Here is a 26,024-nt window from a genome sequence, read left to right on the forward strand (position 1 = left end):
CTATTTTCTCACGCTGTCGGTGACGGCCTTGATCACCTCGGAGGCCATGGCGAACTCGCGGCCCCTGTTCTCGATGCGATGGCGTTTAGCGATCCAGCTGAAGTCCGTATAGGCGGCATAGACCGAGCCGTCCTTCGCCTGGTAGACGAGCACGCGGACGGGCCAGTCGAGTCCGGCGAGCGGATTGGCAGTGATGAAAGTCGTGCCGAGCGCTGGGTTGCCGAACATGACCAGGCGCGACGGGCGCACCTTGTTGCCGGCGGCGTTGCCGAGCTTGGCCTGATCGACGACGCCGAAAAGGGTAATACCCTTTTCCTCGACGCTGCGCTTGATCCGGTTCACCGTCTCGCCGACCGAATAGCGGCTCTTGACCGTGACGATACCGTCCCTGTCTCCGGCCACTGCGGTCGATATCTGCGCCGATGCGATAACAGCGGTGGCGATCAGGGCGGCCTTCCGTATTGCATTGCTTAATTTCATCATTTCAACGCTCCTCTCTGTTGCCCCTGACGGGCTGTCTCAAGGATGCGGTTGGCCGCCCGATTTTGATAATGCCGTGTCTTGTCCGTTTCGATAACTGGACCTCATGATGCACAGCGGAACGGCGAGAAGCATGGCAAGCATGAGCATCGCGGCGAGCGTCAGCACCGAGATGTTCCAGCCGAAGCGATCGTAGATCTGGCCGACCACCAGGCTGCCGAAGAGCCCGCCGGTGTAATAGGAGGCGAGGTAGGCGCCGCTTGCCGCCGCCTTTTCCGCGGCGGCGATGCGACCGACCTCACTGGTTGCAAGCGCCTGGGCGAGAAAGGTGCCGATCGCGATAATCGCGAGGCCGGCAAGCACCGCGGCAAGGCTGGCGCTGAGGAGCGCGATGAGCCCCAGAACCGCCAGGAAGAGCATGAGCATGATGCCCGCCCCGGCGCCGAGGCGACGTGAAACCAGACCGCCCAGCGGCGTAGTCAGCAAGGATGGCAGGAAGACGAAATAGACGAGCCCGAGCTGCATCGGTGAAAGCCCGAGCTCGACGAGCCGGAAGTTGACATAGGTGTAGGTCCCGATGAACACGAACAAGATCAGGAAGCCAATGCCAAGCATGCTCTGCAGGCCTCGATTGCCGAGCACCGAACGCCAGCTCGCGTGACTTCGTATCCGCCGACCCGGCATCATGTGCTCAGTCCGCTTCAAAGTGGCCCAGACGAGGGCCGCGCCAGCCAGATTGAGAAGCGCGAAAGTCTGGAAATTGATCGACAATCCGCCGAGATCGGCAACCGCTGCCGAGAGAATGCGGCCGAAGAGATTGCTGGCGACATTGCCGGTGACATAGGCCGCAAGCGCGCCCGTTGCCCGGTCCGCCGGGAAATGCTCCGCAAGGTAAGCCATGGTAAGGGTGAACGCGGTTGCCATGCACAGTCCCTGCGCCACACGTAGGCCGGCGAAGATTGCCAGGTCCCGGGTCGTCGAGAGCAACATGGTCGGCACGGCAAGCAATGCGAGACTGATCCAGATGCCGTTTCGCCTGTCCAGGTTGCGCCCGAAGATGCCGACTGCGAGGCCTGCGGCGGCCATGCCGAAGGTGCTGGCATTGACCGCGAAACCCATGGCGGCGCGGCTGACGCCGAATTCCCTCTGCAACGACGGCAGGATCGCCTGAGCGGCGAAGAGATCGACCAGGGTCAGGAATGCGATAAGGGAAATGATGCCGAGATGCCAAATGTCGGCCGCCGGCGTCGCGGGAGTGGACACGGGCCTCGGCAGCGAGGCGCGATCGCGGTTCGCCATCGCCAATCCTCCTTGAAAATGGACGTTTCCCGCCAACGGCCGGAAACGTCCGGATTTGGTTGATGTGCGATTTCGTCGCGGCTCACATGGTGTCGGCGTGATCCGACATCGGCGGCAGGATATCGGCCGAATAGAGGACGGCCGGTTTGTCGCCGTTGTTCTTCCACCAATGGGCAAGGTCGCCGAATTCGGCGGTGACTTCCCCCGCCTTGTGCTCGATCGGGACCTTGCAGGTGCTGCGATATTCGCTGATCGTGCCCTCGAGGATCAGGATGTTGGCGGGGCGTGCCTCGTGCGAGTGCCACGGCACGACGCCGCCCGGCTGGACCACGAGCTTGCGGAACCGCAGGGCACTTCCTTTCCAGTCGCCGCCCTTCGAGGAAAGATCGATCGAGGCAAGCACCTCGTCGGTGACGCCTTCCGGCGCAGTCGCGCCCGGTTTCATGGCGCCTGCTGCGACCTGGTCCGGAGGGCATTCGCCGGCAGCAGCAGGCATCGCCGCGAAGGTTGAGGCGACGAGGCCGAGCGTTGCCGCAAGGGTCAGGGGCAGGCGACCAGCAGTTGGCTTATGAGTCATGTCGGGGTTCTCCTTTGTCGGTAACGCCGGAGATTTTCCGGCGGCACAAGGAGATTGCGCGACATTCAGCCGACAAAGAAATGCCGCCTGCTTTTGATTTCCATAGCTCAGAGCTATTGCAGGAGAGGAGATGCACGGCCGCCGCCGGGCGCCCGGCCCGGATTGGCCGCAGGGGATCAGGCGATGCGTCGCATGTCGATGCTGGAATGCGGGGCGGCCCAGCCGTAGGACTTCACCGAACCGACGAAGGTGGCGACGGCCGGGGAGAACCGCCGACCGGCAACGGTGACGAGACACACCTCCCGCGTGACCTCCGGTTCGGCGACTGGCCGCACCTGCAGACCGGGAATGACGGCGCTGTATTCGGGAATGAAGCAGATCCCGAGGCCGCCGGCCACCATATTCTGGATCCAATCCTCGCGCTCGCTGGAATAGGAAATCTGGGTTTTCACACCATGAGACTCGCACAAGTCCGTCAGATAGTCCCAGTACTCGCAATTCACCCGCCTGAGATAGATTTCGCCGTCTATGGCGGTGATGGGTACCGCATCGTATTGACAGAGGCGGTGACCGGCAGGAAAGGCGAGCATGAACCTTTCGCGAAACAGCGGGGTCACGTCGAAACGTTCGGGGAAGCGGTCGCTGCTCGCCATTATGGCCACGTCGATCTCGCCGGCCTCCAGCAGTTCGGAAAGCCTGGAGGGTACACCTTCGACAAGCTGGAGCTGGATCCCGCGGTGGCGCATGTTGAAATCGGAAAGCAGGCCGGTAAATCGGCGCGGCCCGATCGTGCACATGATACCGACCTTCACATGCGCGTCCTCCAGGCAGAGGAAGCGCGACGCCTCCTGCCGGACGCCTGACAGTTCGTCGAGGATCGACTGGAAACGCGGCCTGAGCAGATTTCCGAGATCTGTCAGGTGGGTCAAGTTGCGTTCGCGTCGGAACAGGAGGCCGCCGACCTCGTCTTCGAGCTGCTGGATAGCGCGGCTCAGTGCCGGCTGGGTGACATTGCATTTCTCGGCGGCGCGCGTGAAGTTGCGCGTGTCGCATACCGCCAGGAAATAACGAACATGGTGAATGTCCATACCTGCCCCCCGGAAGGCTTCTAAGGCATAATGCTTCGGATCCTATCCGATCTAAAAAACAATCATATCAAAGTGCTACAGCGCTTTGTCGCGTACTGGACGGCGCGACGCGCCGAGGTCGAGGCGATGACGTTGCTATGGGCGCGCCGCCTCCGCCAATGCAATTCACCTATCGAATTCATAGCACAGTGGCATTTCAGTTGAAATGAATTGAGCGCCATTCTCTTCCGGCAAAAGGCCCTTCGGCCGAAACGCGAGGAGACGTGGACATGCTCAAAAGTACCGACGCTGAAATCGACGCGATGTTCGGCCGCAGGGCGCTCGAGGGGCGCAGCGCCATCGTTACCGGTTCGACCAGCGGCATTGGTCTCGGCATCGCGCAGGCGCTTGCCAAGGCGGGTGCGGCAGTGATGCTCAACGGTTTCGGCGACCCGGCCGAGATCGAACGGCAACGGGCCGAAATAGCGGAGGAAAACGACGTCGACGCCGCCTATGACGGCGCCGACATGTCGGACCCGGAGGCGATCCGGATGATGGTCGAGCGCGCCGGCGCCCGTTTCGGGCAGGTCGACATCGTCGTCAACAATGCCGGCATACAGCATGTCGCGCCGATAGACGAATTCCCTCAGGGCAAGTGGGACGCGATCCTGTCGATCAACCTCACCGCCGCCTTTCATCTGGTTCAGGCGACCTACGGCGGGATGCGCGCCCGCGGCTATGGGCGCATCATCAATGTCGCCTCGGCCCATGGCCTCGTTGCGTCGCCCTACAAATCGGCCTACGTGGCCGCCAAACATGGGCTCGTCGGCCTCACCAAGGTCGTGGCCCTCGAAGGGGCGGAATTCGGCATCACGGCCAATGCGATCTGCCCCGGCTATGTCTGGACACCGCTCGTGGAGGCGCAGATCGACGGTCAAGCGAAGTCGCACGGCATCGCCCGCGATGCGGTGATCCGCGACGTGTTCCTGAAATACCAGCCGACCAAGCGCTTCGCGACAGTCGAGGAAATGGGGGCGCTGAGCGTCTTTCTTTGCAGCAGCGCTGCTGCCTCGATTACCGGCGCCGCCATCCCCGTCGACGGCGGCTGGACCGCCCACTGACCGGATGCGACAGGAGAGTAGTCATGAACAAGCACACCCAAATCGACCCGTCCACCTCCGAGCACCAGGCGCGCGCCTTGGCAAGTGAGACGCGCCCGCCGCGGACTATCAATCTGGCGCTTCAGGGCGGCGGTGCGCATGGCGCCTTCACCTGGGGCGTGCTCGACCGGCTGCTTGACGAGCCGAACCTGTCCTTCGAAGGCATCGTCGCGACAAGCGCCGGCGCCATGAATGCGGCCGTCCTTGCCTATGGGCTGGCGGAGGGAGGTCGCGGCGGCGCCCAGAGGGCGCTCGCCAATTTCTGGCGCCGCATCAGCCATGCGGCGGCCTTCAGCCCCCTGCAACCGAGCCTGCTTGACCGTATGACACGGTCGAAATCATTGGAGCATTCGCCTGCTTTCGTACTCTTCGACATGGTGACGCGGCTGCTTTCGCCCTACCAGTTCAATCCGTTGAACTACAATCCGCTGCGCCGGGTGCTGGAGCAATCGATCGACCTCGATGCGATCCGCATGTCGCGCTGTCCGGTCAAGCTCAACATCTGCGCGACCAATGTGCGCACCGGCAAGGTCAAGGTGTTTTCCAACGACGAGATCTCGATCGATGCCGTGATGGCATCGGCCTGCCTGCCGTTTCTCTTCCAGGCGGTGGAGATCGACGGCGAAGCCTATTGGGACGGCGGCTATATGGGAAATCCCGCGATCTTTCCACTGATCTATAGCTGCGACACGCCTGACGTGCTGGTGATTCACATCAATCCGCTGGAGCGAACGGAACTGCCGCGAACCGCGGCGGAGATCCTCAACAGGATCAACGAGATCAGCTTCAACTCCTCGCTGCTCCGGGAGATGCGGGCGATCGCCTTCGTGACGCAGCTGATCGATTCCAGGGCCGCTAACGACCTCGATCTCAAGCGCATCTTCGTGCACGGCATCTCCGACGACGAGACGATGAGAAACCTGAGCGTATCAAGCAAGCTCAATGCCGAATGGGGCGCGCTCGTCGATCTTCGCGACCGTGGGCGACAATGCGCCGAGGAGTGGCTGACGGCGAACTACGACGCGATCGGTAAGCGCTCGAGCGTCGATATCAGCGCTCGCTACCTCTAGCCGATCTATCCGGGCCCACGCATCGCGACGAATCGGCCCCGCCTGTCTGACTGGGAAAGGCAACGGAATGAACCAGAAAACCGCATGTGCGGGATTTCTTGAATCCGTATTGATTTACGGGTAAAATTACGCAGCAATTCAAAGCGTTACAGCGACCGTCCGATTTGAAGCGAGCGGAGTTGCAACGTGTGTTGCACGCGAGTGGTGACGCTTTGACGAAACTTCATGTGTGGAGGTTCTCATGCCCAACACTCTCGTGGCAGGAAGAAGAGCCCAGGACTGGGCGAACCTGGTCTTGGCAATATGCCTGTTCCTTTCTCCCTGGGTCATCGGCTTTGCATCGGAAACCACGCCGACCTGGAACGCCTGGATCGTCGGGATCGTGCTCGGCGCCTTGGCGGTCGCAACTCTTTCGGCCTTCGCCGAATGGGAGGAATGGGCCAATATGGTCATCGGGCTCTGGTTGATCGTGTCTCCCTGGATCCTCGGTTTCATGGCGAACGCCAATGCAATGTGGACCCACGTCATTCTTGGTCTGCTTGTGGCCGCACTGGCAGCATGGGCGGTCTGGGATCATCGCCATCACCTGCATGCCTAGCTCACCGCTAGCGCATCGGGCCGAAAACGGAACGGAATTTCGGAAAGCTCGATGCGCAGATTCAAAGGGTTACAGCGACCTTTGCGCGTCTGAATGGGTCTGAAATGACGCGCGGCGCTGTAGCCCGGAACGAAGCCGGGAATGACGAGCATTCGAGTGGGACGAGCCGCGTTGCGGCCTGTTCCCGCTCGCCGACTTGAGCGGCGCCTGATACCGAACTGCTTGCAGCCTTGGCGAAGACGGCGTCGCTCCACCTAATCGGGGTCGAGTTGGCGGGATCCATCGCTCCGAAGGAGGGCCAATCTGGCGCCTTTCCCAAGCATGCATGTCTATTCCTTAAGTGCCGCAAGGCTTCCGATCGTCTTGTCTCCTAGCCGAATCCTCCCGCGGCCGGGAAGTCCACACTCATTACCTCGGTCTTAACGGTTGATTAAGTAAACGGCGCGAAAAGTTGCGCCGGGTGCTTATACGTATTCGAGGTTGTAGATGGGCTGCATCGCCATTCCTTCTTTTAGTTCCTATCGTAGCCTCTCCGCCGTTCCGGCCCACCGCATGCTGCAAAACAACACGTTGGTGGACCAACTGCGCAAATCGGTTGGGTTCAAGCATATTGCCGTCGGGGGTCTCGACATAGACGGCTATCACTTCGGCCGCGGCCGCTCGACGGACACTTCCTTTCCGTCGGCTTATGTGGAAGCCTACTTTGCCGAAGAGCTTTGTCTTTCCGACCCGCTGCTGATCCTGACCCGAGAGCGGAATGTGCCGATGTCCGACGAAGAAGCGTTCGGCACGATGGCGGCGCCGACACGCCTCGAGCACTTGCATCGGTCGTTTGGCATCTGCAATCGGTTCCTGGTTCCTCTGTCGAGAGACGAGCGCGTCTACGGTTGCGTCTGCTTTACAAACGACCATGCATTCACGGGAAGCGAACGGCAGTTGCTGACTTTTCTCGCCGAACCGCTCCACAAATCTGTCACGAAGCCCCTGATGGACCGCTTTGCGGCGAGTACCTACGGTCTTTCGGCAGGCGAGCTAAACTGCCTCGGATTGGCGAGCAAAGGCATGACAAGCGAGGAAATCGCAGCCGCCTCGAAATACCAAACCGAAACGGTCAACACCTATCTCAAGCGCGCGACCCGCAAGCTTGGCGCCGCCAATCGCGCGCACGCTATAGCCGAAGCGATCCGTCGACAGATTATCAACTGAGAAACATGCGAAACTTGTTATGTAATAAATTTTCTCTACGCACGATAGAATAACTACTGTTCAGAGCGCCCTCCCGCAAACGAAATTCAAATAAAGCCGCCTTCCTTCACTGTTTCGAAACCATCCTATCCCAAATTTGGGACAGCGAGGCGGCGCATAGTCGCGCCTAACCTGCCATGATGGCGGCGGCTTTCGCGACGCGCGTTCATCGCATCAACAGACAATCCCTACCGCCACAGACGCCCTGATCCGGTCGGTGAGCCGGCCTTCGCGCTGCCGTTTGCGGCGGTTGCCGCACGCGCGCCTGGCAACAACCGGGGCAATACGACGCTTACTTTTGGAGGATACGACATGAAGGCAATAGCATTCGGTTTTGGGTCTGACGCCAAAGCTGTCCTTGCTGCGATCGGCAAGTCGCAAGCTATCATCGAGTTCGACCTGACTGGCAAGGTTCTGACGGCCAACGCCAATTTTTGCCGCGCCCTCGGCTACGAAGCATCCGAGATCATCGGACAGCATCACCGCATGTTCGTTGATCCGGCGGAGGCCTCCTCCCCCGAGTACCGGGAGTTCTGGGCAAGGCTCAACCGCGGTGAGTTCGACCAGCGCCAGTACAAGCGCATCGGCAAGGGTGGCAAGGAAGTGTGGATCGAAGCCTCCTACAATCCCGTCTTCCGAGGCGGCAAGCCCTACAAGGTCTTCAAATTCGCTACCGAAATCACGGCACAAAAGCTGAAAAGTAGTGAGGATACCGGCAAGCTTGAGGCTCTTTCACGCGCGCAGGCGGTCATCGAGTTCACGCCGAGCGGTGACATCCTGGCGGCGAATCAGAATTTCCTCTCGGCGCTCGGCTATCAGTTCTCGGAAATCCAAGGCCGCCACCATTCGATGTTCTGCGACAGCGCCTATTCGGCCAGTGACGACTATCGCCGCTTCTGGCAGCGGCTGTCGGGAGGCGAATTCATCGCCGACGAATTCCTGCGGATCGGCAAGGCCGGCAAGAGAGTCTACATCCAAGCCTCGTACAACCCGATCTTCGACATGAACGGCAGGGTCTTCAAGGTCGTCAAATTCGCCACCGACGTCACCGCCCGGGTGAATAATGTCGACCAACTCGCGGCCGCGCTGACGCAACTCTCGAACGGTGATCTGACGCAGAACCTGACCACCCCGTTCATTCCCAGTCTGGAAAAGCTTAGAATCGACTTCAACGCCGCGATGGAGAAGCTGCGTACGGCTATGCAGGCGGTGGCCGAAAACGCGAGCGGGATCGCGGCCGGCTCGCAGCAGATTCAGTCGGCCTCCGACGATCTGTCGAGGCGGACGGAACAGCAGGCCGCCTCGGTCGAGGAAACAGCCGCAGCCCTTGAAGAGATCACCACCACCGTAACCGATACTAGCCGCCGTGCGGAAGAGGCGGGACAACTGGTCCGCAAGACGCGCGAAAACGCCGAGCACTCCGGCAAAGTCGTGCGCAGCGCCATCGAGGCCATGGGCAAGATCGAGAACTCCTCCTCGGAGATCTCCAACATTATCGGCGTCATCGACGAGATCGCCTTCCAGACCAATCTTCTGGCGCTCAACGCTGGGGTCGAGGCGGCGCGCGCCGGTGATGCCGGAAAGGGTTTCGCCGTCGTTGCCCAAGAGGTGCGCGAACTTGCCCAGCGGTCGGCCAAGGCCGCAAAGGAGATCAAGGACCTGATTACTGATTCGAACGCGCATGTTAAGAGCGGCGTGGCGCTCGTCGGTGAAACGGGCACGGTACTCGATGCGATCGTATCGCAGGTCCAACAGGTCAACGGCAATGTCGAGGCGATCGTCGAAGCTGCCAGAGAGCAGGCCACCGGGATCAAGGAGATCAACGAGGCGGTCAACACGATGGATCAGGGCACGCAGCAGAATGCGGCGATGGTCGAAGAATCGACAGCCGCGGCTCACAGCCTCGCCAGAGAGGCCGAGGCGCTGTTCCAGTTGCTGGGCCAGTTCAACATCGGAAACAGCGTGACTTCGCGTCAGACGCGGGTGACCGAGGCTACCGCCGCATCGAAACCCGTCGCCTCCCCGGCGCGGTTGATGGCGACCAAGGTAGCGGCCGCCTTCCACGGCAATGCTGCCGTTGCATCCGACAATTGGGAGTCGTTTTGATAGCTGAACCGATGGACGGCGTTCACGTATCTTCGGTGTTAGCGCGTTCTTTCGAGCAATTCCTGGTCTCCCACAAGGCGCCTCGCACGCGACGCGCCTTGTGAGGAGATGCGCTCACGGGATTGCAATTCCATGTGGCGGCAAAATGCTCAGGCGACAATTTCGACTTCGCAGCGCGCGCGCTCGGTTTCGATCGCAAGATCCAGGACCTTCTGCAAGTTGGCGGCGTGGCGGAAGCCGGGTTCGACCATCTGTCCCGCCCGGGCGGCCTCGACGAAGCGCTGGTAGTTGGTCGGCACCGTACCGGAGTCGATCTCGCGCCAGACGGCCGCTTCGACGTCCTCCCCCAAGCAGCCCTTGAGCAGCGACCCTTGCGGCGTGTGGACCACTTCCAGCGCGCCCTTGTCGCCGTGCAGCCTCAGCCTCAACTCATTCAGATGGCCGGTCGCCCAGCGGCTCGCGTGGATCACGCCCATCGCCCCATTCTCCAGTTCCACCGTCATCGCGAAGCTGTCATTGGCGTCGAGGTCATATTCGCCGATGCGGTTTCCCGGCGCCTTTTCAAAGGACTTGAGGCGCGCGAAGACCCGCTCGACCGAACTGCCGGCACCATAGCCGGCGAAGTCCAGGATATGGATGCCGACGTCGCCGAGGACGCCGTTGGAGCCATGCTTCGTCGAAAGCCGCCACAGCCACTTCGACTCTCGCGCCCAATCTCCCCAGGCCTTGGAGACCAGCCAGCTTTGCAGGTAGGACGCCTCCAGATGCCGAATCCGGCCGATTTCGCCGCTGAGGACCAACTCGCGCGCCTTCTGCAGCGGCGCGACGTTGCGATAGGTGAGGTTCACCATGGTGACGAGGCCTGAGCGCTCGGCGGCCTCGGCCATTTCCGCCGCTTTGTCGTAGTTCTCCGCAAGCGGCTTTTCGCAGAGCACGTGCTTGCCGGCGGCAATCAACGCCAGCGTCGTCGGATGATGCGCCTTGTCCGGCGTGACGTTGGTCACCGCATCGAACTCGCCCCAGGCGATCGCTTCCTCGAGCGAGGTGAAGGTCTGGTCGATGTCATGCTGGGCGGCGAAGGCCTTGGCACGCGACGGGTCGACATCGACGGCGCCGACTATCTCGACGCCCTCTATCTTGGAGAATGCATTAGCGTGGCTGTTTGCCATGCCGCCCGTTCCGAGTATCAGCAGACGCATGGGAGAGCCCTCACCTGTAACCCGCTTGGCCGGCGCGATGCAGCTTCGGACCGCGTTCCTCGATCGGTTCCAATGCCTTTTCGACCGGCACGTTCGGGGCTTTGTGGATCGCTTCGTAGGTACCTTGAGGGTTGTAGGCCCATTTCACCGCGTTGCGGAGCACGTGGTGCACCGTGGCGTCGTGATAGGTGGGGTAGGTTTCATGCCCCGGGCGGAAATAGAAGATGTTGCCCGCGCCGCGCCGCCAGGTGAGCCCCGAGCGGAAGACCTCGCCGCCGGCGAACCAGGAGATGAACACCGTCTCCAACGGCTCGGGTACGGAGAAATATTCGCCATACATTTCCTCGTGCTCGATCACGAAGTGATCGTCCAGGCCTTCGGCGATCGGGTGGCGCGGATTGACCACCCATACACGTTCCCGTTCGCCCGCCTCGCGCCACTTCAGCGCGCAGGGCGTGCCCATCAGTCGTTTGAAGACTTTTGAGAAGTGGCCGGAATGGAGCACGATCAGCCCCATGCCTTCCCAAACCCGTTTTGCGACGCGTTCGACGATCTCGTCGTCGACGGCGCCGTGGGCGGCATGGCCCCACCAGAGGAGCACGTCGGCAGAGGCGAGCCGCTTCTCGCTCAGGCCGTGCTCGGGCTCCTGCAGGGTAGCGGTCGTCGCCTCTATCGCCGGATCGGCATTGAGCGCCGCGGCAATGGTGTTATGCATGCCGTCCGGGTAGATTTCCCGAACCGTGGCATTTTTCTGCTCGTGGACGTTTTCGCCCCACACGATTGCGTTTATGGACAAGGTCAGTCTCCTCGTGGTTTGGCCACCCGGCAGGGGTGTCGCTATACTGTTTGACATTGTCGACGCGGGCTCAGGGCCTGACGGCATGTCCCCTCTGGTTCTGGACCCGAGGAGACATGCAGATTCGAGTGCTGCAGCGAGCTTTGCGCGTCTGATCAGACGCGCCGCTGTAGCCGGTCTAACGTCTGGCGTCTGGAAATGATCCCGAATAGGTTGATCTAGGCGGCACCCCGCATGTGCATGCGCCCGAGGGAGCGCCCAGCCGCATCGAAGCGATGGATCTGGCCGGCAGCCGGCGAGATCCGCACGGTCTCTCCAGGTCCATGGCGGGACGTGCCACTCTCGCGGACGATCACCGGCTCCTCGGTACCGATGTCGAGATAAACATAGCTGTCGGAACCGAGCATCTCCGAGTGGACGACCGTTCCGGACCACACACCGCCCGCCGGATCGATTTCCAGATGCTCGGCACGAAGGCCGATCGTGTGGGCGTCGTATGCCGAGGCGAAGGGACCGGAAAGGAAATTCATTTTCGGCGAGCCGATGAAGCCGGCGACGAAGACCGAATTCGGGTTTTCGTAAAGCTCCAGCGGAGTGCCGATCTGCTCGACGCGCCCGTCACGCAGAACGCAGATGCGGTCGGCAAGCGTCATCGCCTCCACCTGGTCGTGCGTGACATAGATCATCGTGGTCTTGTGCATGCTGCGGTGAAGCCTGGCGATCTCGATTCGGGTCGCCACGCGCAGCGCCGCATCGAGATTCGACAGCGGCTCGTCGAAGAGGAAGACCTTCGGATCGCGCACGATCGCGCGGCCGATCGCGACGCGCTGGCGCTGTCCGCCGGAAAGCTGGCGCGGCAACCTTTCGAGATAGGGGGTGAGTTGCAGCATCTCCGCCGCCGTCTCCACGCGCTTCCTGCACTGATCCTTGCCCTTGCCGGCGAGCTGCATGCCGAAGGCCATGTTCTCGAAGACCGTCATATGGGGATAAAGCGCATAGGACTGGAAGACCATGGCGATGCCGCGTTTCGACGGCACGAGATGGTTGACCACTTGGCCGTCGAAGGAAAGTGTGCCGGACGTGATCTCCTCGAGCCCCGCGATCAGTCTCAAGAGCGTGGACTTGCCGCAGCCGGAAGGCCCGACGAAGACCATGAATTCGCCGGCCCGTATGTCCATGCTGACGCCCTTGATGACCTCGAAAGCGCCGAAGGACTTGCGGATGTCGCGCAATTGCAGCTCAGCCATGATTTTCTCCCAGGATCTCTAGAATGCTCATATGTTCGCGCGAAGCTATCCAATTGCTTTCGCCGCATTTGTGCTAAGTCAGGTGGGCCAGCTGACTGAAAAATGCTCAGCCTTTAACGCCACCGGCCGTGAGTCCGGATATGATCCGCCGCTGAAAGATCAGCACCAGGATCACCAGCGGCACCGTGACGATCACCGACGCGGCCATGATGTTGCCCCAGGGGATCTCGAAGTTGCTGCTGCCGGAGAGCAGCGCGATCGCGACCGGCACGGTGCGCTGCGTGTCGGACGAGGTGAATGTCAGCGCGAAGAGGAACTCGTTCCAGGCGGCGATGAAGGCGAGTAGTCCCGTCGTCACCAGCGCCGGCCACATGAGCGGCATGAAGACGCGGGTGACGATGACAAAGGGCGAGGCACCGTCGACGATCGCCGCCTCCTCGATCTCGACCGGCAGGTCGCGCATGAAGGTGGTGAGCACCCAGACGGTGAACGGAAGCGTGAAGATCATGTAGGAAAAGATCAGCGCCAGCGGCGTGTTGAAGATGCCGACGGAGCGCACGAGTTCAAACAGGCCGGCAAGCACTGCGATCTGAGGAAACATCGACACCGACAGGATGGTGAGTAGCAGCAGGGCCCGGCCGCGAAACCGCACCCGCCCGAGCGCATAGGCGGACGTCACCGCAAGCAGCAGGGAAATGGCGACGACCGAGGTCGCGACCAGCAATGAGTTGCCGAGATTGCGCAGGAAGCTGCCGTGCGAAACGACGCTCGTGTAATTGGCGAGGGAGAGTTCCGTCGGCCAATAATCGACGCGGAAGAGGGCAGTGCCGGATTTGAGGCTCGTCAGCACCGCATAATAGAAGGGAAAGACCGCGATTACGATGATCACCACGACCAGGGCGTAAAAGGCGGCACGCTTTACGACGGTGACGGCCATCAGCGTTCTCCTTCGAAGTTGACCCGCCCGAACCACATGTAAAGGACGGTGATCGCGGCGATGATGAGAAAGAGCATGGTCGAGGCGGCGGCGCCGTAGGCGAACTTGTCGAAATCGAAAAGGTTCTCGCGCGCCAGCACCGACATTGTCTTCGTCTGGGCGTTGTTGGGGGTCAGCACATAGATCAGGTCGAAGATGCGCAGCGCGTCGAGCATGCGGAAAATGACAGCGACCATCAGCGCCGGGCGAATGAGCGGCAGCGTCACCCGCCAGAATACCTTCACCGGATGAACACCGTCGATCTTCGCGGCCTCGTAGACATCGCCCGGCACCATCTGCAGTCCGGCGAGGATGAGGAGCGCCATGAAAGGCGTCGTCTTCCAGACGTCGACGATCAGAACGGCGATCATCGCCGTATCCGGATTGGCGGTCCAGGCGACCTTCTGGCTGATCAGCCCGAGGCCGAGCAGAATGTCGTTCAGGATGCCGAACTGGTCATTCAGCATCCAGGCCCACATTTTCGCGGACACGATCGTCGGGATCGCCCAGGGGATGAGGATGGCGGCGCGCACGAGGCCACGGCCTGGAAATCGCGCGTTCAAAACCAGTGCCACCACCAGTCCGAGTACCGTTTCGATGCTCACGGAGACCAAGGTGAACTTCAGAGTGTTCCAGACGGCGTTCCACCAGGCGGGATCGGCGAGCAGACCACGGTAGATGGTCCGGCCGCTCTTCAGCGTGATCCAGGTGAGATAATTGTCGAAGCCGATGAACTCAGCGCCTGCGGGATTGGTCAAGGACGCAGTGGTAAAGCTGAAATAGATGGTCCTGACGAGCGGCCAGCCGGCGACGAGCGCCAACACGAGAAGCGTCGGCGCCAGGAACACCCAGGCGGAGCGGACGCGCTGCGCTTTTAGGTCCGAATGAATCTGCGTGTGGCGCCCGAGTGCAGCCGGCGGATCCGCGACGGCAAGATCGGTCATGACTGTGGCTCCCCTCTCCGTGCGGCTTTCGCCGCTGTTTCGGTAGGGATGGCGGCCGGTGCGGCCGCCATCCCCGGCGACGGCTGCAAGGCGCGGAAGCAGATGCGAATTATCGGCGCTTCCGTGCCTCGGGGAGGCTTACCAGCTGTCGCCCTTTAGCTCGGTCAGCTCGATCTCGAGCAGTTCTAAATTCTCGGCGGCAGTTCCGTTGCCGGAGAGCGTATTGTGCACGGCGCTCCAGAATCTCGAGGAAACCTCGTTGTATTTGACCTTGGTGACCGCCGACGGCCGCGGCACCGCGCTCTCGAAAATGGGCTTCCAGTTCGGCATGAAGGGCTGCGCAGCAGCGACGTCCGGGTCGTCGTAGAGCGAGGCGATCGTCGGCAGTTGCGAGAGCTGCAGGGCCCGCTCCTTCTGCACCGCCTTCGAAGACAGGAACTTCACAAGCTCGATCGCCGCCTCCTGCTCGTCGGAGTATTTCGATACTGCGAGATTCCAGCCGCCAAGCGTCGAAGAAGGTTCCTCGCCATCGTTCGCGGCCGGCAGCGGCATGACCTCGAACTTGCCCTTGACGGCGCTGTCATCGCCATTTCCAAGCGCATAGGCATAGGGCCAGTTGCGCATGAACACGGCATTGCCCGTCTGCCAGACGCCGCGCGATTCCTCCTCCTGATAGGCGAGCACGCCCCCCGGCGCGATCGTGCCGATCCATTTTTTGGCCCGATCTATCGCGGCGGCCGCCATTTCGTTGTTGACGGAAATCGTGCCGTCCGGCTCGACGATTTGGCCGCCGCCGGAGGACTTGATCCATTCCAGCGCATTGCAGGTAAGTCCCTCATAGGCATTCGCCTGGAAGACAAAGCCCCAGATATCCGCCTGCCCCGCGGCGCGCTCCTTCTCCTGGATCTCCTTGGCGGTTGCCGCCATTTCATCCCAGGTCTTCGGCGGCGTCCTGTCATATTTTTCGAGCAGGTCCTTGCGGTAGTAGAGCGCCGGCGCATCGGTGAAGATCGGCAGCGCGACGAGCTTGCCGTTGGCGGTCTGCGACTGAATGATCGAGGGGAAATGGTCGCCGACCACATCCTTCGTCGCTTCCGTCAGGTCGATGAACTGGTCCGCAAGCTGCGGCGCCCAGATGACGTCGGTCTGGTAGACATCGACGTCCTTGTTTCCCGCGGCGAGCCACAAGCGATACTGGCTGAATTGTTCGCTGCTCGACGACGGCATGGTGACGAGATTGACCTTGTGGCCCGTCTGCCTCTCGAAGCGGCCGAGCTGCTCACGCATGAAACTCACATTCTTGCCGGTTGTGTTGGCCGCAAGCGACAGCTCCGCGGCAGCGGCCAGATCGGCAGTGCCAAGTGCGGCGAATACAGTCAGGGTCCTCAGCAGCAGGGTCATGTTCGATCGCTCCTCCATATCTCCAACCGCTCGAAGACTCCTCAAAATTCGAAAACGGTTTGGTTGGAAAAAGCTGTCAGAAGGCCTGAAATTTGTCAATACGCAGGAGCCCCCAGCGCGCCAAACTTGTTCACATCGAAATTGTCGTTATTGCTTCAAAGCGTTACGCTGTTGACGACTGCTGCTGGAGCATCAAGCTCTGCCACTTAAAAACCACTCACGCAGCAACTTATTGAAAACGCTTTGGCTTGATACCGACTGGGCTTGGCAACCCGTATTCAGTGTCTTGAGCGATGATCGACGATCGGTTGTCCCTGGCGACGAAGGCGTATATTCCTGATCGGGCAACGGGGTTAAGGGATTAGACGCCCAGATGAAGCTGAAGGAGTTCGCCCGCCACCTGGGCCTTTCGCCGACAACCGTCAGCCGCGCGCTCGGCGGTTATCCCGAGGTGAATGAGCAGACTCGCAAGCGAGTAGCGGAAGAGGCCGTACGCCTCGGCTATCGTCCGAACATCAATGCCGTGCGCCTGGTCACCGGCCGGGCGGGCGCGATCGGCGTGGTGATGGGCCGCACCGGCGAATTCCATTTCGCCGAATTCATGAGCGGCATGGCCGAACGGCTGGACGGGGAGGATATCGACATCCTCGTCAGCCCGACCACGGATCGCGACTCCACCGACCAAATCCCGATATACAGCCGTCTTGCCACGAGCGGCCGCGTCGATGCCGTCGTCGTTCACTCTCCGAAGCCGAACGACGAACGTATCGCTCTGCTGCATGATCTCGGGTTTCCCTTCCTTGTCCACGGCCGCTCCGAGACCGAAGTGCCGCATGCCTGGCTCGACATCGACAATGAAGGTGCCCTGCGGAGGGCGACCTCTCACCTCGTCGATCTCGGACACAAGCGCATCGTGATGATCAACGGTCCGGCCGGAAGAACGTTCTCGCTCCACCGTGACAAGGGCTACCGCGATGCGCTGCAGGAGCGCGGCATTGCGTTCGACCCGCGGCTTGTCGCGCATGGGCACTTCACCGACGAACTCGGCTTTCGCCTTGCACGCTCCTACCTCGAGCAATCGCCTCGCCCCACCGCCTTCGTCGCCGGCTCGATGATGACTGCGCTCGGGGTCTACCGTGCTGTGCGTTCTCGCGGGCTTACCATCGGGCGCGATATCTCGGTGATCGCCCATGACGACGTCTTCCCCTACCTGACGCCGGAGAACATGATACCCTCGCTTTCGGCGACCCGGTCCTCGATGCGCTCGGCTGGAGCGCGATCGGCAGATCTCGTTCTGCAGCTGCTCGGCGGCAGACCCGCGAGCGAAATTCACGAGCTCTGGCCCGTCGAACTCATCTTGCGCGAGTCAACCGGCCCGGCACCAACTGAAGCAAAGTCTTGAAGAGGCCGGCGTTGAAGAGAACGATTGCGATCATCGGCGGCGGGCCCGCTGGTCTGATGGCGGCAGAGGTCTTATCCGCAAATGGCCATGCGGTCACCGTATACGAGGCGATGCCGACTGCTGCGCGCAAGTTCCTGCTCGCAGGCAAATCCGGCCTCAACATCACCCATGCCGAAGATTATTCGCGTTTCGTCACCCGTTTCGGCGCAGCCGCGGAGCGCCTGCGACCGGCGCTCGATGCCTTCACCCCCAAGGATGTGCGGGCCTGGGCTTCGGGCCTCGGCACGGAAACATTCGTCGGCTCGTCGAGCCGTGTCTTTCCGAAGGAGATGAAAGCCTCGCCGCTCCTGCGTGCCTGGCTCCGACGCCTCGATGCGCAAGGCGTCCGGCTGCTTACCCGCCACCGGTGGTCGGGCTTCGCGGACGGCGGCTATGAGTTCGAGACATCTGAGGGCCGCAAGATCGCCCGCCCCGATGCGGCGCTGCTGGCGCTCGGCGGCGCAAGCTGGCCAAGGCTCGGTTCCGATGCCGCTTGGGTACCCTGGCTGCGCAGCCGACGGGTAACGGTGCATGATTTCCGGCCCGCCAATTGCGGCTTCGACGTCGCCTGGAGCGAAGACTTTCGTGGACGCTTCGCCGGCGAGCCGTTGAAGTCGGTGGTCGCCACATCGGAGGCCGGCGCATTTCCCGGTGAATTCGTCGTGAGCCGGCACGGCATCGAAGGTAGCCTCGTCTATGCCCATGCGGCGGCGCTCCGCGACGGACTGGAGCGCGATGGCAAGGCGCAGCTCCTCGTCGATCTTGCGCCCGGGAGAAGCATCGAGCGGCTGACATGGGACCTCGCCCGGCAGCACGGCAAGGCCAGCTTGGCCAATCGGCTGCGCAAGGGTGCGGGGCTCAACGGGATCAAGTCTGCGCTGATCCGGGAAATCGCGCCTGCCGCCGTAAGACCCGATCCCGAGCGGCTTGCGGCCGCGATCAAAAGCCTCCCCATCCCACTCCTGCGGCCACGCCCCATTGCCGAGGCGATCTCTTCGGCGGGCGGTATAGGCCTCGACGACGTCGATGACGGTTTTATGGTCAAAACGCTTCCCGGCCTGTTCGCGGCCGGCGAGATGCTGGACTGGGAGGCGCCGACCGGCGGTTATCTTCTGACCGCCTGCCTTGCGATCGGCCGGGCCGCGGCGCATGGAATGCTCGCATGGCTCGCGCCGCGTTGATCCGATCGCACGGCGACAGTCAATCCACCCGCTTGCCGATCGTATCGGCGACATGGGCGCCGCGATCGCCGATCTTTTTGGGCGGCCCGGTCGTCGAATCGCGTGCCGTCTGGTGTTCGAGTTCGGCGTTGAGCTCCGCTCCGACGATGACGATCATGGTGGAGACCCAGATCCAGAGCATGAACCCGACCAGGGCCCCGAGCGCGCCGTAGGTCGCGTTGTAATCGGCAAAATTGTCGATGTAGTAGGAAAACAGGACGGATGCGGCCAGCCAAAAAAGGGTGCTGAAGAGTGCACCCCAGGTTAGCCATCTCAACTTGGCCCGCTCACGATCCGGTCCATACCTGTAAAGCAGCGTGACCGCGCCCCAGATCAGCAACAGCATGATCGGCCAGCGCACAAGCCTCGCCAAGGTTTCCAGCCACGGATCCCGCGGCAAAAGGGCAAAGACCGCCGGCAGGACAGCGATCGCCGAGACGAGGACCGCGGTGAGCAGGAGGCCGGCAAGCGTGAAGCCGAGGCTGAGCAAAGTCAGCTTGATAAAACTACGCTTCTCCGTTTCGTCATAGGCAATGTTCATGGCATCGAACAGCGATGCAACCCCGTTGCGCGCGCTCCAAAGTGCGACGAGCAGCCCGATTATGAAGCCGATGCTGAGGTTCGACGCCTTCTGTGAGGCAAGTGCGTCCAACTGATCGGTAATGAGTTGAAGTGACTGCGAAGGCAGGACGGCTGCCAGGAAAGTGATCTGCTCGGCAATCATGGCCGGATCCAGAACCAGCCCGTAAATGGAAACGAGGGAGGCGAGCGCAGGAAAGAAGGAAAGAAGCACATAGAACGTCACGCCCCCGGCCACCAGCGGCACGCGATCCTCGCTGATCTGCGAGATGGTGCGCCAGAAGACATCGTAGAAGCCCAATGCCGGGATTTCCCCGGGGCTTTCCGCGTGCCGGCCCCTCTCCGCCTCATGCTCCGTGCCTTCCGCCGCGCCGTCCTGCTGGTCACGAGCATTCATCTGAGGGCCGCTCCTCTTCGAGCACTCTTACGAAGACCCGTACCCCGGCTGGCGGCCGGGGCGGGCGATCATTCCCGAAATGTTTCGCGCAGGCGATCCCGTGCGGCATCGTGAGCTTCGAGCGCTGCGTCGCTTGCTTTCTCCACGACGCCTTCGGCGCCGGCGGCGGCCTTGTCGGTCAATTCGCTTGCCTTTGCAGCGAGGCTGTCGCGCATCCGGTCGGACGTGTCGCCCAGCGCCTCGTCCTCGGTCTCGGTGTGGGGCAGTGCTGCGCCTATCGCCGCGCCGACGGCAAAGGCAAGCGCGCCGCCGACAAGTGGCTGATCGCGGAAGTGTCTGAGGATGGCGGCATTCAGGCGTGAACCTTCCTCCTCCAGCGTCCGGCCCGCGGCCTGCATACTGCCGGCGAGAGACTTTCCGGCTTCCGCGATCGACTCGGACATCCGGCCCGCGGACTCTGTCATTTGCCGCCACGTTTTCGACGCCCAACCGGAAGCCTCGTCGAAGAGGGCGCCGGTCTCGTCGCGAATCTCCTCGATCTGCTTGCCCGCAGCGTCGGCAAAACCGCGGTAAACCTTACCGCCTCGATCGACGAAGTGACCGGCCCGGCGGCCGGTGGCATCGGTCAACGCCCTGAAGCGATTGCCGCTTTCGTCCTCGAAGTGGCTGTAGCGCTCGCCGAACGTTTCCTCGACCGGCGCGATCCGCTTGACCGAGCCGGTGACGCTGGCCAGCGGATACTCGTCCGCCTGATCCCGGTCGGCAGCATAACGCGGGGCGCGGGAGCCAGGGTTGGCCAGCAGCCAGGCAACGCTGATGCCCATCAAGGCAACCGGGAGGGGATTGGACTTCAGGGCGGCACCGAGATTGGTCATATATTCGGCTCCGCCGCTCGTCCTGGCGTAGTTGATCACCTCGTCCATCAATTGGCCGGGCGACATGCGAGCCTGGATCTCGTGGAGCTTCTCCTCGATGCGATGGCGGTCGGCCTCGATCTCCTGCTGCAGCTCGGCTGCCGAGTGCGCGTGCGAAAAGTCGTTCATTGCACTCTCTCCTTAACCACGTCCAAATCGCGCTGCAGCGATGTCGCCGTGCGGTCGAACCTGAGGCTTCTGTCTCGGAGCCCTGTGAGGCCGCGCCACACGATGATCCAGGCCAGGATCGCAACCACGACGCCGACGGCTGCGGCGGCCAACGCATCGGCATTTGGTTCCATCATGCCTTGGGCGACGAAGTAGGCCGCGAGCCCCTTGACCGCCGCACCGAGGAGCACGCCAACGGCCGCAATCGCGAAGATCAGGCCGATGAGCAGCGTCTCCAGGCTTCCTATCGCACGGTTTAAATTCTCGGATGCCTCCGTCTTCGCCAGGTCTATTTCCTTGCGGAAGAGGCCGGAGATATCCGCTACCAGACTGGTCATGAGTGCCGACAAAGGGCGCTCTTCTCGCACATTAGCCACTGTGGTGTACCTCCTTGCTGTTTTGGAACCCGGCACCTGCATGGGGTGTCTGCGCAGACGGCTTGCCGACACCGCCTTGCCGGTCGCGCCGCTCGGCCGAGGCCGTGAGCAGGCGGCTGGTCGCCAGTCCGGCGATCGCTGCAAGGCCGAGAAAGGCGAGTGGCTGCCTTCGACCGAAGTCCTCGACCTTTCCAGCGATCTCGCCAAGCTTCCGCTCCTCGACGTCGCGGGCGTACCCCTGAAGCGATCTACCAATCTGCCTGGCATATCGCCCGAGGTCCCGCTGTTCGGACTGCTCCAGTTCGCTGCCGACTTTCTCGAGCGCTGTTGCCACGCCGCTCAACTGGCGCGCCAGGACGTTCTTCTGGTCTTCAGCCGTGCGGCTGACCGCCGCCTTCACTTGCTGAGCCTGCTCGTCCGCGAACTTCCAGGCCTCATCGAGGTCTTCGCGAAACGCTTGCTGGAGGCCGCGCGGCGGCTCACTCTCGCCCGAGGCTGTCACGCCTTCGTCAGCCGGACGGCCGACACCTGCGGGCTGGGTCTGCGGCAGACGCGATGGGTCGCCCGGCCCTCGGTCGCTTTCGTCGTTGCTCATCTGGATCCTCCCGATCACAAAACGGGTCAATTCTCACTTAATCCGAACAATCCAGGGGCCGCCTTGTTCCATGTGGAGATGCGAGCGAGGGTTTTATCAGTGCGGTTGCCGCTCATACTGCAGGAATCTGCCGGTTTTCCTTCCGCATGCTCGCCCATGACTCCTTCCCTTGTTCTTCCTGTGATATCTTTGCGCCTTATGCTTCCTCGGGAGGGACGCCAAATGGAAGCTCTGACCGCCTTGGCGCGTAACAGCGTTTTCACGGCATTGTTCGGCTGCACGCTCCTCTTGCCTTCCGCCTCGGCTGAAGAGGCCGCCGATCTGGCGACGGCAATGCGGCTCGCCGAATTGCTGAGGGCCGCGCGAAGCGTGCTTTCGAACTTCCAGCCGCTCATCAACGACCCGGCTCTTGGAGACAAACATCTCGACGGCGCGCGCTTCACCGCGGAGGCGACTGCCCTTTATGCCAAGCGCACCGGCGGTCAGTTGATCCCGGATGATCTGGCGGAGCGCGATCGCACATTGCTCCAGGCGCAGATCGAGTCCATGCGGGAAGTCATCGACGAGCAGCAGGAAGACATCAACCGACCGGGCATTGGATTCAAGGGTTTCGTCCCGGCCGTCTTCGCCCGCCTGATGAACGAGAAATTCACCGCCAAGATGGGGAACGAAGCGCTGGTCCGCGTAACGGCCCCGGAGATTCTGGTGCGCAACCGCAAGTCCCTTCCCGATGCCTGGGAGACACGAGTCATCAACGAGGCCTTCTCGGATCCCGAGAGACCAAAGGGCGATGCCTATACGGAAGTGACCGAGGTGAACGGCCGCCCGGCTTTCCGGATGCTACTGCCGGAATATTACACGGAATCCTGCCTCTCCTGTCACGGCGGGCCTAAGGGCGAAATCGACATTACCGGCTATCCGAAGGAAGGTGGCAAGGCGGGTGACCTGGGCGGTGCCATCAGCATCGTCTTGTTCAAATGAGCGCGCTCGGCCACGAGCTGCGGTCGAGCGGGGCTGCCCCGCCGGACAAAGGACCGGCCAGCCGGCTCGCCAACCTGCCGATTTCGGCCCGTGTAGCTGCGCTGACTGCAGCCGGCCTGATCAGCCTTGTCCTCTCATCCGTGTTTCTCACCCAGGCTCTCTATCGCAGCGCCGAGCGCATGGCCGAAACGAGAGAGCTTTTCGACCGGGCGGCATCAGCGACCGCAGCGCATGTCGCCTTCGGAGATCTGCGGTACTGGCTGACCGACCTCTCCGTCAGCCTGCTGATGAATTCGCAGCGAAATGCCGACCAGGCTCGCGAGCGCCTGCAGGTCCAGCTGGAGCGCCTCGCCAAACATGCGCCTGCGGCCGTCGAGGAAATCCGCACCGAGGTCGACGCGTATGTCGAAACGGCATTGCAGGCGGCGGACAGCTACACCCAGGACAATCGCATCGTCGGCAACGCCTTCCTGGCAAGGGCACGCACCCATAGCAGCAGTGTCGATGAGAATCTCAACAAGCTCGTGGAGCAGGTGAAGGCCGATGCCGATGCCGCCCGCGCCGAGGTCGTGGCACAAACTGAAAAGACCGCCACTGCCGCTGCCATTCTGGTCGGTGTCCTCGTGCTGGTCGGCTCATTTCTCACGTTCCTCGTCCTGCGCTCCATCGTCGTTCCACTCCGGCGCCTCAACCGCGTGATCGGAGATCTGACGGAAGGCCGTTACGACGTCGAAATCCCCGAGGGGCGAGGCGATGAACTCGGGGCAATGGCAAGGACGCTTTCGCTCTTCCGCCAAAGCGCGATCGAAAAGCAAAGGCTCGAGGGTGAAGCAGAGCGGCAGAGGCGGACGATCGCCGCGGCGCTCGAGGCGATTTCCGATGGATTCGTTCTCTATGACCCGGACGACAGGATTCTGGTCGCGAACAGCAAATATTGCGAGATTTTCTCCAGCCACAGCCCGAGCGAGCTGCGCGGCAAGAGCTTCCGCGAGGTGCTGGAGCAGAACCTCGCAAGCGGCCAGGCAGATCTCGAGGGCATGTCGCCACAGGAGTGGCTCAAGGACCGCCTGAGCCGTCACCGGGATCCGGCGGGGCTTTCGGACGAGAAGAGAGTCGGCGACAAATGGGTCAGGATCACCAAGCGCAAGATTCCCGATGGCGGCACGGTCGCAGTCTATACCGACATCACTGAACTCAAGCAGAGGCAAGTGGAGCTCGAACGCGCGAAGAGCAAAGCCGAATCTGCAAGCGAGGCCAAAAGCCATTTTCTCGCCTCGATGAGCCACGAATTGCGTACGCCGCTGAACGCCATCATCGGCTACAGCGAGATGCTGATCGAAGAGGCGCGCGATCACGAGGAGGACGATCTCGTTCCGGACCTTGAGAAAATCGCCTCCGCTGGCCGCCATCTCCTGTCGCTCATCAACGACATACTCGACCTGTCGAAGATCGAGGCGAACAAGATGGAGGTCTTCCTCGAAACATTCGACCTCACCGACCTGCTCCGCGACGTGAGCGCCACCGTCGCACCGCTGATGGCGAAGAACCGGAACGAGTTCATACAGGACCTCGATGGCGATCTTGGAACGATGCACTCGGATCAAACGAAACTTCGCCAAAACCTCTTCAACCTGCTCAGCAACGCAGCCAAGTTCACCAGTGGCGGTCAGGTGCAGCTTTCGGTCCGGCGTGAGAACCGAGCAAACGGTGATTGGCTCGTGTTCAAGGTTTCCGACACCGGGATTGGCATGACGCCGGAACAGCAAGACCGTCTTTTCAACGCATTCACGCAGGCCGATGCCTCGACGACCCGCAATTACGGCGGCACAGGTTTGGGCCTGAGCATCACCCGCAGTTTCTGCCGAATGATCGGTGGCGTCATCAAAGTCGATAGCGAAGTGGGAAAAGGCTCGGTGTTCACGATGGAAGTACCGGCGCGGATCCAGCGCAAAGCGGACGAGGCAACGTCAACCGAGCTGTCGGCGATGATCACGCCAGGCCGCACCGCGCTTGTCATCGACGACGATCCGGCTGCCCGTAAGCTGATCGCCAAGGCGCTCGCCGAAGCGGGGCTTGCCTCGATCGAGGCGGCAAGCGGCGCGGAAGGCTTGGCTGCCGCCCGGGCGCACCGACCCGCCGCAATCATTCTCGACATCATCATGCCCCACCAGGACGGCTGGTCCGTACTGCGGACCTTGAAGAGCGATCCCGAGCTCTGCACGATCCCCGTGATCCTGGCGACGATCCTGGCGGATCGGGAACTCGGCCTCTCGCTCGGCGCCGTCGAGTACCTGACCAAGCCCATCGATACGGACAAGCTGATCCAGACGATCGAGGCGCACGGCGGCAGCAACCGCGAGGTCCTGGTCATCGACGACGATCAGGCTTCCCGCGAGTTTCTCCGACGGATCCTGGTGAAGCGGAATTGGACGGTCCACGAGGCGGCAGACGGCGTGCGCGGAATCGAAATGATGAAGCGACTCCTGCCACGCCTCGTTCTGCTCGATCTGCTGATGCCGGAGATGGACGGTTTCCAGACGCTGAACGAGATGCAGAGGAGCCCGGACCTCCAGAACATTCCGGTGGTCGTCGTCACATCCAAGGATCTGTCCGCAAAAGAGTTGAGCTGGTTGCGCGAGCGCGCGGTCGCTGTCGTGAACAAGGGCGCAACCAGCAGGTCTCAACTGGTCGCCGCGCTCGAGCGCCAGATCGGATCAGGCGAAACGGCCGGGGAGGCCGTCGCCGACGGATGAACCGCTACTGCGCCTCGCGCACGCTGGCGATTTTAGGAGCATAGCCGGAGGAGAACCCGGAATGACGAGAATCCTTCTGGTGGAAGACAATGAAATGAACAGGGACATGCTCTCGCGACGGCTGTCCCGTCGCGGCTTCGATGTGCTGATCGCGGAGAATGGTAGAGCCGGCGTCGAAGTCGCCGCCGCGGAAAAACCGGACCTCATCCTGATGGACATGAGCTTGCCGGTGATGGACGGCTGGGAAGCGACCAAACGAATCAAAGCCAATCCGTCCACATCCGCCATACCCGTCATCGCCCTGACGGCGCATGCGATGGCAAGCGACCGGGAGATGGCACTCGAGGCAGGCTGCGACGACTATGACAGCAAGCCGATCGATCTGCCCCAGCTGCTCCGCAAGATCGAACAGCTGCTCGCCGCACCTCACTGAA

General features: G+C 61.9%; 24 protein-coding genes. 10 read left to right on the forward strand and 14 right to left on the reverse strand.

The window, feature by feature from the left end; genetic code table 11:
* From J2Z31_RS02175 to J2Z31_RS02190, 4 genes are all read right to left on the reverse strand, one after another.
* The gene (locus tag J2Z31_RS02175; RefSeq protein WP_209600236.1) at positions 1–483 is read right to left on the reverse strand and encodes a DUF302 domain-containing protein; all 483 of its coding nucleotides are present in this window, start codon (positions 481–483) and stop codon (positions 1–3) included.
* Positions 484–519: 36 nt separating this feature from the next.
* Complete coding sequence (locus J2Z31_RS02180) at positions 520–1,779, reverse strand: MFS transporter (RefSeq protein WP_209600237.1); 1,260 nt, start codon at positions 1,777–1,779, stop codon at positions 520–522.
* Positions 1,780–1,861: 82 nt separating this feature from the next.
* Complete coding sequence (locus tag J2Z31_RS02185; protein WP_209600238.1) at positions 1,862–2,356, reverse strand: cupin domain-containing protein; 495 nt, start codon at positions 2,354–2,356, stop codon at positions 1,862–1,864.
* 176 nt (positions 2,357–2,532) lie between these two features.
* Positions 2,533–3,444 carry a LysR family transcriptional regulator gene (locus J2Z31_RS02190; protein WP_209600239.1) on the reverse strand — a complete coding sequence of 304 codons (912 nt, stop codon included), beginning with the start codon at positions 3,442–3,444 and terminating at the stop codon, positions 2,533–2,535.
* Positions 3,445–3,713: 269 nt separating this feature from the next.
* On the opposite strand from J2Z31_RS02190, the gene J2Z31_RS02195 reads away from it, so the two are divergent.
* From J2Z31_RS02195 to J2Z31_RS02215, 5 genes are all read left to right on the forward strand, one after another.
* Positions 3,714–4,544 (forward strand): 3-hydroxybutyrate dehydrogenase, encoded by an 831-nt coding sequence (locus J2Z31_RS02195; protein ID WP_209600240.1) that lies wholly within the window; start codon positions 3,714–3,716, stop codon positions 4,542–4,544.
* A 23-nt stretch (positions 4,545–4,567) separates the two neighbouring features.
* Positions 4,568–5,653 carry a patatin-like phospholipase family protein gene (locus J2Z31_RS02200; RefSeq protein ID WP_209600241.1) on the forward strand — a complete coding sequence of 362 codons (1,086 nt, stop codon included), beginning with the start codon at positions 4,568–4,570 and terminating at the stop codon, positions 5,651–5,653.
* Positions 5,654–5,894: 241 nt separating this feature from the next.
* A complete protein-coding gene (locus tag J2Z31_RS02205; RefSeq protein ID WP_209600242.1) occupies positions 5,895–6,251 on the forward strand; it encodes an SPW repeat protein in 357 nt (118 codons plus the stop codon).
* 552 nt (positions 6,252–6,803) lie between these two features.
* Entirely contained in the window at positions 6,804–7,457 is a 654-nt protein-coding gene (locus J2Z31_RS02210) for a helix-turn-helix transcriptional regulator (protein ID WP_234939222.1), read from the forward strand.
* A 351-nt stretch (positions 7,458–7,808) separates the two neighbouring features.
* Positions 7,809–9,602, forward strand: coding sequence for a methyl-accepting chemotaxis protein (locus tag J2Z31_RS02215; RefSeq protein ID WP_209600244.1), 1,794 nt, complete (start codon positions 7,809–7,811; stop codon positions 9,600–9,602).
* A gap of 149 nt (positions 9,603–9,751) precedes the next feature.
* Here J2Z31_RS02215 and J2Z31_RS02220 read toward each other — a convergent pair whose 3' ends face one another.
* The 6 genes from J2Z31_RS02220 to J2Z31_RS02245 form a co-directional block, all read right to left on the reverse strand.
* Complete coding sequence (locus J2Z31_RS02220) at positions 9,752–10,801, reverse strand: Gfo/Idh/MocA family protein (protein WP_209600245.1); 1,050 nt, start codon at positions 10,799–10,801, stop codon at positions 9,752–9,754.
* A 10-nt stretch (positions 10,802–10,811) separates the two neighbouring features.
* Positions 10,812–11,597, reverse strand: coding sequence for a ThuA domain-containing protein (locus tag J2Z31_RS02225; RefSeq protein WP_209600246.1), 786 nt, complete (start codon positions 11,595–11,597; stop codon positions 10,812–10,814).
* Between the two features lie 218 nt (positions 11,598–11,815).
* The gene (locus J2Z31_RS02230; RefSeq protein WP_209600247.1) at positions 11,816–12,844 is read right to left on the reverse strand and encodes an ABC transporter ATP-binding protein; all 1,029 of its coding nucleotides are present in this window, start codon (positions 12,842–12,844) and stop codon (positions 11,816–11,818) included.
* Positions 12,845–12,950: 106 nt separating this feature from the next.
* A complete protein-coding gene (locus tag J2Z31_RS02235) occupies positions 12,951–13,781 on the reverse strand; it encodes a carbohydrate ABC transporter permease (protein ID WP_209600248.1) in 831 nt (276 codons plus the stop codon).
* The gene (locus tag J2Z31_RS02240; protein WP_209600249.1) at positions 13,781–14,764 is read right to left on the reverse strand and encodes a carbohydrate ABC transporter permease; all 984 of its coding nucleotides are present in this window, start codon (positions 14,762–14,764) and stop codon (positions 13,781–13,783) included. The genes J2Z31_RS02235 and J2Z31_RS02240 overlap by 1 nt, the downstream gene beginning before the upstream one ends.
* A gap of 138 nt (positions 14,765–14,902) precedes the next feature.
* Positions 14,903–16,165: an ABC transporter substrate-binding protein gene (locus J2Z31_RS02245; protein WP_209600250.1), complete on the reverse strand. Its 1,263-nt coding sequence runs from the start codon at positions 16,163–16,165 to the stop codon at positions 14,903–14,905.
* A 373-nt stretch (positions 16,166–16,538) separates the two neighbouring features.
* Here J2Z31_RS02245 and J2Z31_RS02250 point away from each other — a divergent pair, with 373 nt between their 5' ends.
* Together J2Z31_RS02250 and J2Z31_RS02255 are read left to right on the forward strand one after the other, a co-directional pair.
* Positions 16,539–17,567 (forward strand): substrate-binding domain-containing protein, encoded by a 1,029-nt coding sequence (locus J2Z31_RS02250; RefSeq protein WP_209600251.1) that lies wholly within the window; start codon positions 16,539–16,541, stop codon positions 17,565–17,567.
* 11 nt (positions 17,568–17,578) lie between these two features.
* The gene (locus J2Z31_RS02255; RefSeq protein ID WP_209600252.1) at positions 17,579–18,787 is read left to right on the forward strand and encodes a TIGR03862 family flavoprotein; all 1,209 of its coding nucleotides are present in this window, start codon (positions 17,579–17,581) and stop codon (positions 18,785–18,787) included.
* 19 nt (positions 18,788–18,806) lie between these two features.
* Here J2Z31_RS02255 and J2Z31_RS02260 read toward each other — a convergent pair whose 3' ends face one another.
* From J2Z31_RS02260 to J2Z31_RS02275, 4 genes are all read right to left on the reverse strand, one after another.
* Positions 18,807–19,802, reverse strand: a complete 996-nt coding sequence (locus J2Z31_RS02260; RefSeq protein WP_209600253.1) for a YihY/virulence factor BrkB family protein — start codon at positions 19,800–19,802, stop codon at positions 18,807–18,809.
* Between the two features lie 68 nt (positions 19,803–19,870).
* Complete coding sequence (locus J2Z31_RS02265; protein ID WP_209600254.1) at positions 19,871–20,845, reverse strand: DUF3618 domain-containing protein; 975 nt, start codon at positions 20,843–20,845, stop codon at positions 19,871–19,873.
* Complete coding sequence (locus tag J2Z31_RS02270) at positions 20,842–21,261, reverse strand: phage holin family protein (protein WP_209600255.1); 420 nt, start codon at positions 21,259–21,261, stop codon at positions 20,842–20,844. Before J2Z31_RS02270 ends, J2Z31_RS02265 begins: the two co-directional genes overlap by 4 nt.
* Entirely contained in the window at positions 21,254–21,856 is a 603-nt protein-coding gene (locus J2Z31_RS02275) for a nutrient deprivation-induced protein (protein ID WP_209600256.1), read from the reverse strand. Before J2Z31_RS02275 ends, J2Z31_RS02270 begins: the two co-directional genes overlap by 8 nt.
* A gap of 222 nt (positions 21,857–22,078) precedes the next feature.
* Between J2Z31_RS02275 and J2Z31_RS02280 the strand changes: the two genes are divergently transcribed.
* The 3 genes from J2Z31_RS02280 (at position 22,079) to J2Z31_RS02290 (ending at position 26,023) form a co-directional block, all read left to right on the forward strand.
* Positions 22,079–22,837, forward strand: a complete 759-nt coding sequence (locus J2Z31_RS02280) for a Tll0287-like domain-containing protein (RefSeq protein ID WP_209600257.1) — start codon at positions 22,079–22,081, stop codon at positions 22,835–22,837.
* Complete coding sequence (locus J2Z31_RS02285; protein ID WP_209600258.1) at positions 22,834–25,590, forward strand: response regulator; 2,757 nt, start codon at positions 22,834–22,836, stop codon at positions 25,588–25,590. The genes J2Z31_RS02280 and J2Z31_RS02285 overlap by 4 nt, the downstream gene beginning before the upstream one ends.
* 61 nt (positions 25,591–25,651) lie before the next feature.
* Positions 25,652–26,023, forward strand: coding sequence for a response regulator (locus J2Z31_RS02290; protein WP_209600259.1), 372 nt, complete (start codon positions 25,652–25,654; stop codon positions 26,021–26,023).
* Position 26,024 lies beyond the last annotated feature (1 nt).

It is taken from the genome of Sinorhizobium kostiense (assembly GCF_017874595.1).
Classification (GTDB): domain Bacteria; phylum Pseudomonadota; class Alphaproteobacteria; order Rhizobiales; family Rhizobiaceae; genus Sinorhizobium; species Sinorhizobium kostiense.